Origin of the sequence: Micromonospora sp. CPCC 205554, from assembly GCF_036902745.1 — a bacterium.
GTDB classification, from domain to species: Bacteria; Actinomycetota; Actinomycetes; order Mycobacteriales; family Micromonosporaceae; genus Micromonospora; species Micromonospora tulbaghiae.
Window position 1 is genome coordinate 513,456 of record NZ_JBAKHP010000003.1, and the last position, 12,171, is coordinate 525,626.

Consider the following 12,171-nt stretch of genomic DNA (forward strand, 5'->3'; position numbering starts at 1 on the left):
CATGCTGCCCAGCCCGATCCCGCACCCGCTCGACTTCTGTCCATGGGACCTGCCCGGCTGGATCTACGAGGCGCTCGACTGGGTGGTCGGCGTCGAATGGCCGGAGGGTAACGAGCGCGCCGTCTGGGATCTGGCCGACCAGTGGTACGGCGTCGCAGGCGTCCTGACCCGTCCGCGCGACGACGCGGTCACCGCCGCCGGTGAGGTGAAGAGCGGGTACGGGGGAGTCGGCCTGGTCGCCGGCGCGTTCGACACGGCCTGGCACAAGCTGGCCGAAGGTGAGGACGCACCGCTGCACGTCCTGGTCGCGGCCACCGACGAGCTGGCGCGGCTGGTCGACTCCTGCGGCTGCGACATCGAGGGCGCGAAGCTCGAAGCCTGGATCGAGCTGGGGATCCTGGTCATCGAGTTGCTGTCCCTGGCGGTCGCCACAGTGCTCACCCTGGGCGCCGCCTCCCCGGCGGCGGCCGCCGCGATCACCGCCACACGGGTGGTGGTGCAGCAGATCTTCAAGCGGCTGGTGGCCCAGCTCGCCCGCAAGGCGGTGAAGCAGGGCCTCAAGGAGGCTGGCGAACGGGCTGCCAAGGAGGTGGCCAAGTCAGGTGCACGCACCCTGGCTCGACGCGCCGCGATCGGCGGACTGCTGGAGGCCGGTCAGGAGGCCGGCACCAGCCTCGGCACGCAGGCGTACCAGAACTCCACCGGTCGGCGGGACGGCCTCGACCTGACCGATGTGAGCACGTCGGCGCTCGGCGGATTCGCGGGCGGCGCGGTCGCACCGCTGGCCGGCCTGGGCCGGCACGCCAACGGCCGGTTCGCGGAGGTCGGCGAGCGGTTCGGGCGGGAGATGGCCGGGGAGACGCTCGCCGAGACCGCGGCGGGTCTGGCGACCGGCCAAGGCCCGTCGCTGGAGGACCTGGCGCGCGCGGCCGCCTCCGGCGCGACCGGCTCCGCCACCAACCAGGCGGACTCGGCGCTGCAACGCCGCCTCGACGGGCAGCTGAGCGGGTTGACGGTGTCGCCGGTCGGCCTGGACGTGCCGGTCGCCGCCGACCCCGTCGGGCTGATCCCGGCCCAGCGGACCGCCGAGCCGGTCGTCCAAAGCGGCGACACGACCGCGGGTTCCGTTCCCGTGACACCCGCACACGTCACGCCCCAAGCTGTCGGCCCGCACCCGCTCGCCGTGGACCTGCCCCGCCCGACGCCGGATCCCACAACGACGCCGCCGCACGGCGACATCGTCCCGCACGACGTGGCACGTTCGACGGTCACCACAAGCCCCACGTTGTCCTCGGTGATCACGGAGGCGCCCGACGCAGGCCGATCCTCGACCGGAGTCCACGGCGGCACGGGTCCGGTTGTAGCGCCGATCGACCACGCGCCTCCGTCCTCGACCACCCCCGTTCAGGCGGCGGCCGCACCGGCGACACTGCCTGCGCCGCCTACCGACCACCCGCAGGCCGCGCCACCACCTACGGCAGACCGGACCGCGCCCATCAACACCGGAGGTCAGGTGGGACCGCCGCCGGTCTCACCGGTCAATCCTCAGCCGGGACCGCACCCGGGAGCGCCGACTATCGGGCCCGAGCCCCGGCCGGGGCCGAATCCCCGTTTTCCGCTGCTGGAGTCCTTGGCTCCGCCTCGCCCTCCCACCGACTTCCCGGGGCCGAACCCTGGCCCGCTCGATGTCCGGACGTGGCCTCGTGAGACAGCTCAACAGCGGGCCGCGCGGCTGAAAGCCGATCGGGAGGGCCTCGACCGGCGGCGCTACCAGGGCTACCTGCAGGCTCAGCGTGCCCTGCACGAGGAGAACAGACGCCAGGCGCAGATCAAGGAGCTACGTGATCTCGCCGACCAGCATTACGAGGCGGCGCGTTGGCTCCTGACGCGGGCACATGAGCTGCGTCAAGCCGGCCGGCACGACCTCGCCGACCGGCACGTGTGGGAGGGCCGGCGGCGAGAACGCCTGCACTACCGAGCCGTCGACGAGGTTGAGGCGGTCCGCGCCGGCGAGCGCCTGCCGAGGGAAGTGATGGTCGAGGACGACCTCGACTTCTACCGCATCAACGACGACGTGGCGGACCTTGCCGTCGGCGCGGTGGAGACGGCCGACCACTCGGCGCTCACCGGTCACGGGCACCCCGAGCCGATCGACAGATCCCGGCCGTACGGCCGCCGGGGAGGGCTCCGGCCTCCGCTGGCACTGCACCAGACCGATCTCGAACGGCAGATGCCCCGCAACCCCGACGGCAGCGTGACCCGTACCGCCGATCCCCGGCGCGGCGGGTGGTTCCGCCTCGCGAACGACGGCGGACCGGTGGCCGACGCCACCCGGGGGATCAACTGCCTCGACTGCACGCTGTCGCTGTTCGAGACCTGGGTCCACGGACGGCCGCGCGTGGCGGCGCCGCGTACGTTCGACGGCTACCTGAACGGCGACGTGAACCGGCCGGTGGGCGGCGAGGCGGACGGACCGCTGCGGGTCGAGCAGACGACCGGTGGCCGGTTCCAGAACCTCTGCCCACCGGATCGGCCCGGGGTCACCGGCCGGGACCGGCAGCGGCTGGTGGACGGCGGTTACCGGGACCTGTACGCGCAGCTCGCGTCGGGTGGCCACGGCAGCTACGCGTTCCTCATCACCAGCTTCGAGGGCGGTGGCTCGCACGCGTGGGTGGCGTTGAACCAGAACGGCACGGTCCTCTTCCTCGACCCGCAGACGGGCCTGGTGGCGGACCGGCCGATCTACCACCACAGCGGCCGTCCGGCAGCCGGCAACGTGGTCGGCGTCGACGCGCTGGTGCTCGGTCCCGACGGGCGGCCGATGCCGCTCACCGGCCGCCCGCCCGGCACCTACAACGTCCTGCCCGAGCCGCTGCCCCGCCCCGCGCCGCCACGGCCACCGGCCCCGCCGCCGATCGCCGACGGCCACGTCCCGGACTTCAACCACGTCCACCTGCTCGGCGAGTCCACCACCATCCACCGCCGAACTGACGGGCCGCTGCCGGGCAGCGCGCCGCCCGTCGAGCCGGAACCCGACCGGGTACGCCAGGACCACCGGCAGGCGCACGCCGACCGGATCGCCGCCGGGCTCTACGTGCGCGACGCGCTCGCGCAGAGCGGAAACCTCGACGCCGCCTTCGCCGCCGGGGTGACTCCTGTCGAGCTGGCGCAGCACGCCGACGTACCGACGCTGCGGCGGCTCGTGCCGGGGCTTGACGAGAGCGCCGCAGCCGACCTCACCCGGTTGTTCGCCGACCCTCGTGTGCAGCGGATGCTCGACCAGAGCTGGGAGGCTCCGCCGCGACGGGAGGAGCTGCTGGCCGAGGCGTTGGTGCGGCAGCTCGCGGAGCGGCCCGACCTGGTCCGGATGATCCTGGCGACACCCGAACTCGCCAACTCGCTGACCGCCCGGCCGCTGACCCTGCACCACCTGGCCGGCCACCAGCAGGCCATCGACGTACTGAATGACGTGTTGGTGGAGATACGAGACCGCGGCTCCGAGGCTGTTGCCACTGCACCCACACCCTCGATCGAGCCGACCCCGCTCAGTCCACACCAGATACAGGTGAGCAGTCGCTTCGATGGCGAACGGTCGGTGGCTGTCCAGCCGAGCTTTGACAAGTCCCGCTCCGGCGATCTCGCATATCGCAAGCAGTATTTGGATCACCTATACCAGGAGGCCGTGACCGCTCAGCGAGAACTTGATTCGCTGGGGCGTGAACTGGCCGGTCTATCGGCAAACGGGGCAGAGTACAAGCCACGACCCGGACCAAAGGATCGCGTTCGAGCTGAGGACAAGATCGATCGGAATGGCGGCAATGCTGCTCGCCTCCGCGACCTTGCTGCAGGGCGGGTCGCATACCAAACGCTTGACGACCTGTATGCCGGGCTGGCCGAACTGAGCAATAACCCTCGTTTCCAGGTGGCGGAGTTCAGGGATCGCTTCCGGGAGCCACAGGACAGCGGATATCGAGATATTCAGTTCTCGGTGCAGACCTCGACCGGGCACATCAGTGAGTTCCGTCTTCATCTGGCGGCGCTTGACCAGGTGGCGGAGTGGGAGCACTCGTTGTTCGAAGTTTGGCGTGACCTGGAGGCAGTCCCCAGGAGCGAGGCCCGTAGCCTGTCTGCCACGGAGGTAGCGATCCAGAAGGGCATTGTCCGACGGCAGCGTGAGTGCTTCTGGGCCGCGCTTCAATCGACCTTGAACGGTGAGCGGCAGTGACGGATGCAGTGGCTGAACTCGGCCTCGCGGGCTACTACGACTACTACGACAATCCGGTGAAGTTCGTTCCGACCTCCGACGGTGGCCTCGCCGCGTGGCGGCTCGACCGCACCACGGGCGGTTGGCGCGCTGCGAACGACATCATCGATGAGATCATCTTCGCCAGGGAGCAGGAAATCTTCGTGCTCTCGCCCGAGCGGTTCGTGCAGCGGGTCGAAGAAGAGCGGGGCCTGAGCCTGAGCGGAGAGGGGCCGGTCTTCGCGCTCTACGAGACGGTCCGGGCGATCGCGGCGCCCGCCATCGCAGAGAGACGACCGTTCACCGCGGAGGAAGCGGCGCTGATAAAGGGGATCCGGCGGCGGACCTTCGTGATGTTCGAGGAGCAGCTCCAGCAGGCCGGTGACCCCGCCGCCGACCCCACCATCGCCTCCTGACAGGCGGGCCGGAACACCATGCCCTCCACCGACGGCCAACCCGTGCCCTATGTGCCGCCCGCCGACGTGGCGGAGGCCAGACGCGTACAGGAGGAGTTGCGGTCCCGGGTCGACCTGACCGGGCCCGGTCCTGCCGCGCCCGCGACGGTGGCCGGGCTGGACGTTGCCTACTCGCCCGGCGGTGACCTGCTCGCCGCCGCCGTCACGGTCCTGGACGCGGCCACCCTCGACATGGTGGACGAGGCGGTGTGCGTGGGGCGACCCGCCTTCCCGTACGTGCCGGGGCTGTCCGCGTTCCGCGAGATGCCGGCGCTGCTGGCCGCGCTGGACCGGCTCACCGTCCGTCCGGAGCTGCTGGTCTGTGACGGGCACGGGCTGGCGCACCCGCGCCGGTTCGGGCTGGCCTGCCACCTGGGCCTGGTGACCGGGCTGCCCACGATCGGGGTCGGCAAGACGCCGCTCGTCGGTTCGTGGACGGGCCCCGGACCCGAGCGTGGTGACGGCGCCGACCTGTGTGACGAGGGCGAGGTGGTCGGGCGGGTGCTGCGGACTCAAAACGGTGTCCGGCCGGTCTTCGTGAGCGTCGGGCACCGGATGGGGTTGGACAACGCGGTGGACCGGGTACTGGCACTGACGCCCCGGTACCGGCTGCCGGAGACCACCCGTACGGCCGACCGGCTGTGCCGGCGGGCGCTCGCCGAGGCAGGCGCATCGGGCGGTGACCTGGGCGGGCGGTGATCGCGTGGCGCGGCACACATGTGGCGTCCTCGATGCGCGGGTGCCCGGAGGGGCCGGTAGTAACCTGACCGGCGGATCCGGTCCGGACGCAACGGTGAGGTGGAGATGTCGGCAGGACGGCACGCGGCGCGGTGGGCCATGGTCGGCGCGCTGCTGGGTGGCCTGATCGCCGTCCCGGCGTCACCGGCGTCGGCCCGGGACGACCGGGTGGGACTGCGGTCGGCGAACAGCTTCACCGCCGGTGGTCCGCCGGGCACGGTGGCGGTCGAGGTGCGCAAGCGCACCGACGGCTGCGTGCAGTTGCGTACCGCGGTCGGGCTCCGCCTGGAGGGCCTGCGGTCGGACCAGGTCCGCGTGCAGGTGGCGTCCGGGGGCCGATGGGTGCCGGTGCAGGTCTCCGGGGACGGCGGCGCCGTCGCCACCGCTGCGGTCGCGCCGGTCGACCGGCCGCTGTGCAAGGGCAAGGGCGTCACCGTGCGCTACCGGGTGTCCTTCCTGGCCGGGGCCGTCGGCGGGCGGCTGGAACTGGCCGGTGAGGCGAGCGCCGCGAACGGCGACGTGCTCGGCCGGGCCGGTGCGTCGGCCCGCCTGGTCGGCGCTCCGCGGACGCCGAGCCCCAGTCCGTCCCGCAAGCCCTCGCCGACGCCCAGCGCGAGCGAGACACCGGCGGCCGAGGTGACCGACACGTCGCCGGTGGCCGCCGCCGTCGCCCCGGCCACCGCCGCGGCCGACGACTCGTCGTTCGGAGGTTCCATGATCATGTGGTTCGGTATCGGGCTGGTGCTCGTCGGCGCCGCTCTCATCGTCCTGCTGCTGCGCCGCAACCGCGCCGATCGGACCGGCGGCGGGAACGCCGCCGACCTGCCGCCGGTCCCGCTGCCGCGCAGCACCACCACCTACCGCTCCGGCACGCCCGGACCGGCCCCAACGGTGTACGGGGGCGCGACGCCGCCCCGCCCGGCCGGCAACGTGTACGGCGCGCCCGCGTCCGCCCCGGCGTCACCGGCACCGGCAGGCGCGGACGCGACGAGCGTCCTGCCCCCGCCTCCGCCCCCGGCGGCCGGGGATGCGACGAGCGTCTTGCCCCGCTTGCCGGACTGAGCCGGAACCCGACCGGCTCCCGGGGTTACCGTGACGGTGGGTGGTCGTGCCGTGACCCGGTGACCGCCACCTGCCCGACCGGAGGACGGAACACCGGGGCCGAACGGGGCCCGGTGCCGGGGCCGCTCGGCCGATAAGATCGCGTGCGCCGACCGGCACCGCCGACCGGTGAGACCGCATACGTGGAAGGAGCCGCGCCGTGGCCCTGGACCCGCAGTTGCTCGACATTCTCGCCTGCCCGGACACGCACCACGCCCCGCTGGACTACGACGCGCAGGCGCAGACGCTCACCTGCACCGAGTGCGGTCGCATCTTCGAGGTCCGGGACGACGTCCCGGTGCTCCTGCTGGACGAGGCGCGCGGCGGACCCGCCGCCGACGAGGCGCGGGGCGGGTCGTCGCGGTGATGGAGGGTACGGCCGGGGTCAGCGGCCACCGGCACGCCGACGAGGCCCTGCTGGACGACGCGGCGCAGCTCTCCGAGCGGGATCCGGGCGGCATGCTCCGGCACACCGCGTCCGCGGGCGCCCAGGTGCGCGAGTCGGCGGCGCTGGCCGCCGAGGCGAACCTGTCCGTGCTCGCCGACGACGGACGCCCCCGCGCGGTGGTCATCGCCGGTATCGGCACCGCCGGGCGTACCGGTGACGTGCTGGCCACCGTCGCCGGGCCGCGCTGCCCGGTGCCGGTCATCCCGCACCGCAGCGCCGGCGTGCCCGGCTGGGTGGGCGCGGCGGACGTGGTCATCGCGGTGAGCGCGTCCGGCCGCAGCCCGGAGGCGCTGGGCGCGGCCGAGGCGGCGCACCGGCGCGGTGCCCGGCTGGTCGCGGTCGGCGCGCCCGATTCGCAGCTCCAGTCGGTGGCGGAGCGGGCCCGTGCGCCGTTCATCCCGGTGCCCCGGCGCGCGCCGGCCCGGGCCAGCCTGTGGGCGCTCACCGTGCCGGTTCTGCTGGCCGCCCGTACCCTCGGGCTCGTGAAGGTCAACGAGGCGGATCTGGCCGAGACGGCGGCCCGGCTGGACGCCGACGCCGATCGATGCCGGCCGACCGCCGACTCCTTCGTCAACCCGGCGAAGTCGCTGGCGCTGGGCCTGTCCGGTTCGATCCCGATCGTGTGGGGTTCGTCCCCGCTGGCCACCGTGGCCGCCCGGCGGTTCGGTGACACGCTGTCCGCGAACGCCCGCTACCCGGTGGTCGCGGGCGCGCTGGGCGAGGCGGGCCGGGGCCGCGTCGGCCTGCTCGACGGGGTGTTCGGCGGCCTGGCCGAGGGCGAGCGGGACATCTTCGCCGACCCGGGCGACGACGAGTCCGACGGCACCCGGCTTCGGCTGGTCCTGCTGCGCGACGGCGGGCTCAACGCCGACGACGACACCGACGAGCCGCTGGCGGTCGAGGAGCGCCGCGCGGACGCGGTGCAGACGCTCGCCGAGCGGCGCGGGGTGCGCTGCGACGTGGTGACCGCCGAGGGCGGCTCCGCGCTGGAGCGGCTCGCGTCGCTGGTCGCGGTCCCTGACTTCGCCTCGATCTACCTCGCCCTGGCACACGGGCTGGACCCGATGGCGGTACCGGCCATCACGGAGATGAAGGAGCTGGCGAACCAGTGAGCACACGGGGCATCGAGCGAGGCGGGGAATGAGCGCAAACGGGGGCACCAAGGCGATCGTCGCGGCCCTGGCGGCGAACCTCGGGATCGCCGTCACCAAGTTCATCGCGTTCGCCCTGACCGGCTCGTCGTCGATGCTTGCCGAGTCGATCCACTCGGTTGCCGACTCGGGCAACCAGGGCCTGCTGCTGCTCGGCGGCCGGCGGGCCAAGCGGCAGGCCACGCCGCAGCACCCGTTCGGGTACGGCCGGGAGCGCTACATCTACGCGTTCATCGTGGCGATCGTGCTGTTCAGCCTCGGTGGCCTGTTCGCGCTCTACGAGGCGTACCACAAGGCGTCCGACCCGCACCCGATCGACAGCTGGCAGTGGGTGCCGGTGGCGGTGCTGGTCGCGGCGATCGTGATGGAGAGCTTCTCCTTCCGTACCGCGATCAAGGAGTCCAACCTGGTCCGGGGCAACCAGACCTGGGTCCGGTTCATCCGCCGGGCCAAGGCCCCGGAGCTGCCGGTGGTGCTGCTGGAGGACTTCGGGGCCCTGGTCGGTCTGGTCTTCGCGTTGTTCGGCGTCGGCATGACGCTGATCACCGGCAACGGCATGTGGGACGCGGCGGGCACCGCGATGATCGGCGTCCTGCTCGTGGTCATCGCGGTGACGCTGGCGATCGAGACCAAGAGCCTGCTGCTCGGCGAGGGTGCCGAGGAGGGCGAGCTGACCAAGATCGAGCAGGCCGTGACGAACGGTCCCGAGGTCGAGCGGATCATCCACATGAAGACGCTCTACCTGGGCCCGGAGGAGCTGATGGTGGCCGCGAAGATCGCGGTTCCGGCCTGGGAGACGGCCCAGGACCTGGCGCGCGACATCAACGCGGTCGAGGCGCGGATCCGCCGCGAGGTGCCGACCGCCCGGGTGATCTACCTGGAGCCGGACATCTACTCGCCCGCCGCCGAGCAGGCCGGCACCGGGCAGGCGGCGGACACCGCCGTCCCGGAGGCCGTGACCAGTGGTGGTGGGACGAACGCGGCCGACGAGGTCGCCGGGCGGCCCGGGAGCTGACCGATGGAGTTGTTGCAGGGCCGGATCCGTGACTACGCCTGGGGCTCGCGCACCGCGATCGCCGAGTTGCAGAGGCGGCCGGTGCCGAGCAACGGGCCGGAGGCGGAGCTGTGGCTGGGCGCCCACCCGGGTGCCCCGGCCACCGTGCAGCGCGACGGCCGGCCGGTCAGCCTCACCGACCTGCTGGTGGCCGAGCCGGGCCACTGGCTGGGTGAGCGGCTGGTCGGCCGGTTCGGCACCCGGCTCCCGTTCCTGCTGAAGGTGCTCGCCGCCGACTCGCCGCTGAGTCTCCAGGCGCATCCGGACGCCGAGCAGGCCCGTGCCGGGCACGCCGCCGACGTGGGGCGGGTCAACTACGTCGATCCGTACCACAAGCCGGAACTGCTGGTGGCGCTCTCGGAGTTCGACGCGCTGTGCGGCTTCCGCGACCCCGGGGAGTCGGCGGAGGCGATCGCCGCGTTCGGCGTACCCGCGTTGGAGCCGGTGGTGGCGGCGCTGCGCGACGGGCCGGCGGGGCTGCGGGAGGCCGTACGCCTGCTGTTGAGCTGGCCGCGGGCGGAGCGCGCCGGGCTGGTGGCGGCCGTGCTGACGGCGGCGGAGGCCGGGCCGGCCTCGGCGGACGCCGAACTGGTCCGCACGCTGGCGGCCGGCTATCCGGCCGACCCGGGCGTGGTGGTGGCGTTGCTGCTGAACCACGTCCGGCTGGCGCCCGGCGAGGGCATCTGGATGCCGGCCGGGAACCTGCACGCCTATCTGCGCGGCACCGGCGTGGAGATCATGGCGGCCAGCGACAACGTGCTGCGCGGCGGGTTCACCGCGAAGCGGGTCGACGTGGACGAGTTGCTGCGGGTGCTCCGGTTCGAGGTGCTGACCCGGCCGGTGCTGCGGCCGGAGCGGGTGGAGCCGGGGGTGCTGACCTGGCCGGTGCCGGTGGAGGACTTCGCGCTGCACCGGGTCGAGGTGGCTGCCGGGTCGCCGGGGGTGCGGCTGACGCTTCCCGGGCCGCGGGTGGTGCTCTGCCGGTCCGGGAAGCTGACCGTGGACGACGGCGTGGGCATGGTCACGCTGGACGCGGGCCAGGCCGCGGTCGGCACGGCGGCCGGTGGCCCGCTGACGGTGGACGGGGCGGGCGAGGCGTTCGTCGCCACTTGCGGCATGCACTGATCCGCGCAAGTCCGACTTTCCCGAAATAGCTTGACGGTCACGCTGCGTGGTGTGACTCTATGGGTACGCAGCGTTGTCGCGACGAAGGTCCGGTGACGTGCGGGGGAACCAAACCGGGGGGATGCGCGGGGCGGCCGGGCCGTGAGTGGAAAGTCCGCTCACGACCGACCGCCCCGTGCGCTGTCCGCCGACCGGCCGATTGCGCGGTCGGCCAACCGGGCACGGGCCGAGTGGCCCGCGAGCGTAAGGTGGAAGGCTGCGCACCACCATCGTTCGACAGGAGCTTCCATGACCAGCACCCTCCCGGCGGCCTCCAGCGGCGCGTCGTCGCAGGCCCGGCCGAGCACCCTCGCCGAGGGCGACTACAAGGTGGCGGATCTGTCGCTCGCCGCGTTCGGGCGCAAGGAGATCCGGCTCGCCGAGCACGAGATGCCCGGCCTGATGGCGATCCGGCGTGAGTTCGCCGAGGCCCAGCCGCTGGCCGGTGCCCGCATCACCGGTTCGCTGCACATGACCGTTCAGACCGCCGTCCTGATCGAGACCCTGGTCGCGCTCGGCGCGCAGGTCCGCTGGGCGTCCTGCAACATCTTCTCCACCCAGGACCACGCCGCCGCGGCGATGGTGGTCGGCCCCGAGGGCACCCCGGAGGCCCCGGCCGGCGTGCCGGTCTACGCCTGGAAGGGCGAGACGCTGCCGGAGTACTGGTGGTGCACCGAGCAGGTGCTCAACTGGCCGGACGGCCAGGGCCCGAACATGATCCTGGACGACGGCGGCGACGCCACCCTGCTCGTCCACAAGGGCGCCGAGTTCGAGAAGGCCGGCGTCGTGCCGCCGGTCGAGTCCGCCGACTCCGAGGAGTACGCGGTCATCCTCGAACTGCTGCACCGCTCGCTGGCCGAGGACGGCCGGCGCTGGACCCGGATCGCCGCCGGCATCAAGGGCGTGACCGAGGAGACCACCACCGGCGTGCACCGGCTCTACGAGATGCACCGCGCCGGCACGCTGCTCTTCCCGGCCATCAACGTCAACGACTCGGTGACCAAGAGCAAGTTCGACAACAAGTACGGCTGCCGCCACTCCCTCATCGACGGCATCAACCGCGCCACCGACGTGCTGATCGGCGGCAAGATGGCTGTCGTCATGGGCTACGGCGACGTGGGCAAGGGCTGCGCCGAGTCGCTGCGCGGCCAGGGCGCCCGGGTCGTGGTGACCGAGGTCGACCCGATCTGCGCGCTCCAGGCGGCGATGGACGGCTACCAGGTCGCCACGCTCGACGACGTGGTGGAGCAGGCCGACATCTTCATCACCGCGACCGGCTGCTTCGACGTGATCACCAACGAGCACATGGCCCGGATGAAGCACCAGGCCATCGTGGGCAACATCGGCCACTTCGACAACGAGATCGACATGGCCGGCCTGGCCAAGCGCAGCGACGTGACCCGGGAGAACATCAAGCCGCAGGTCGACGTGTGGCGCTTCGACGACGGCCACGCGATCATCGTGCTCTCCGAGGGTCGCCTGCTGAACCTGGGCAACGCCACCGGCCACCCGAGCTTCGTGATGTCGAACTCGTTCGCCAACCAGACGATCGCCCAGATCGAGCTGTTCACCAAGACCGAGGAATACCCGATCGGCGTCTACGTGCTGCCCAAGCACCTGGACGAGAAGGTCGCCCGGCTGCACCTGGACGCGCTCGGCGCGAAGCTGACCACGCTGACCAAGGAGCAGGCCGCCTACCTGGGCGTCTCCCCGGAGGGCCCGTTCAAGTCGGACCACTACCGCTACTGAGTTCCACGCTCCCGGAGGGACCGGGGCCGGCCGCCGCGCGGCCGTCCCGGTCCCTTTTCGCGTACGGG

The 12,171-nt window shown here is 72.6% G+C and carries 9 protein-coding genes; all 9 read left to right on the forward strand.

Going from position 1 to position 12,171, the window contains the following annotated elements:
* Position 1: 1 nt before the first annotated feature.
* The 9 genes from V6U82_RS08370 to ahcY all read left to right on the forward strand — a co-directional run bounded on the left by V6U82_RS08370 (position 2) and on the right by ahcY (position 12,103).
* Positions 2-4,225 carry a toxin glutamine deamidase domain-containing protein gene (locus V6U82_RS08370; RefSeq protein ID WP_442933429.1) on the forward strand — a complete coding sequence of 1,408 codons (4,224 nt, stop codon included), beginning with the start codon at positions 2-4 and terminating at the stop codon, positions 4,223-4,225.
* The gene (locus V6U82_RS08375) at positions 4,222-4,659 is read left to right on the forward strand and encodes a hypothetical protein (RefSeq protein ID WP_334460216.1); all 438 of its coding nucleotides are present in this window, start codon (positions 4,222-4,224) and stop codon (positions 4,657-4,659) included. The genes V6U82_RS08370 and V6U82_RS08375 overlap by 4 nt, the downstream gene beginning before the upstream one ends.
* An 18-nt stretch (positions 4,660-4,677) precedes the next feature.
* The gene (nfi, locus tag V6U82_RS08380) at positions 4,678-5,397 is read left to right on the forward strand and encodes a deoxyribonuclease V (protein ID WP_334460217.1); all 720 of its coding nucleotides are present in this window, start codon (positions 4,678-4,680) and stop codon (positions 5,395-5,397) included.
* A 105-nt stretch (positions 5,398-5,502) separates the two neighbouring features.
* Positions 5,503-6,498 carry a hypothetical protein gene (locus V6U82_RS08385; protein ID WP_334460219.1) on the forward strand — a complete coding sequence of 332 codons (996 nt, stop codon included), beginning with the start codon at positions 5,503-5,505 and terminating at the stop codon, positions 6,496-6,498.
* Positions 6,499-6,697: 199 nt separating this feature from the next.
* A complete protein-coding gene (locus V6U82_RS08390; protein ID WP_091418686.1) occupies positions 6,698-6,904 on the forward strand; it encodes a Trm112 family protein in 207 nt (68 codons plus the stop codon).
* Positions 6,901-8,097 (forward strand): SIS domain-containing protein, encoded by a 1,197-nt coding sequence (locus tag V6U82_RS08395; RefSeq protein ID WP_334460226.1) that lies wholly within the window; start codon positions 6,901-6,903, stop codon positions 8,095-8,097. Before V6U82_RS08390 ends, V6U82_RS08395 begins: the two co-directional genes overlap by 4 nt.
* Positions 8,098-8,125: 28 nt before the next feature.
* On the forward strand, positions 8,126-9,151 hold the full coding sequence (locus V6U82_RS08400; protein WP_128137826.1) for a cation diffusion facilitator family transporter: 1,026 nt from the start codon (positions 8,126-8,128) through the stop codon (positions 9,149-9,151).
* Between the two features lie 3 nt (positions 9,152-9,154).
* On the forward strand, positions 9,155-10,315 hold the full coding sequence (gene manA / locus V6U82_RS08405) for a mannose-6-phosphate isomerase, class I (protein ID WP_334460231.1): 1,161 nt from the start codon (positions 9,155-9,157) through the stop codon (positions 10,313-10,315).
* A 288-nt stretch (positions 10,316-10,603) separates the two neighbouring features.
* Entirely contained in the window at positions 10,604-12,103 is a 1,500-nt protein-coding gene (gene ahcY, locus V6U82_RS08410; RefSeq protein ID WP_128137827.1) for an adenosylhomocysteinase, read from the forward strand.
* Positions 12,104-12,171: the final 68 nt, after the last annotated feature.

Excerpts from the sequence above, each read along its gene's own strand:
- V6U82_RS08385 (WP_334460219.1), top strand. The coding sequence starts at position 5,503 with ATGTCGGCAGGACGGCACGCGGCGCGGTGGGCCATGGTCGGCGCGCTG.
- ahcY (WP_128137827.1), top strand. The coding sequence starts at position 10,604 with ATGACCAGCACCCTCCCGGCGGCCTCCAGCGGCGCGTCGTCGCAGGCC.
- V6U82_RS08400 (WP_128137826.1), top strand. The coding sequence starts at position 8,126 with ATGAGCGCAAACGGGGGCACCAAGGCGATCGTCGCGGCCCTGGCGGCG.
- nfi (WP_334460217.1), top strand. The coding sequence starts at position 4,678 with ATGCCCTCCACCGACGGCCAACCCGTGCCCTATGTGCCGCCCGCCGAC.
- manA (WP_334460231.1), top strand. The coding sequence starts at position 9,155 with ATGGAGTTGTTGCAGGGCCGGATCCGTGACTACGCCTGGGGCTCGCGC.
- V6U82_RS08370 (WP_442933429.1), top strand. The coding sequence starts at position 2 with ATGCTGCCCAGCCCGATCCCGCACCCGCTCGACTTCTGTCCATGGGAC.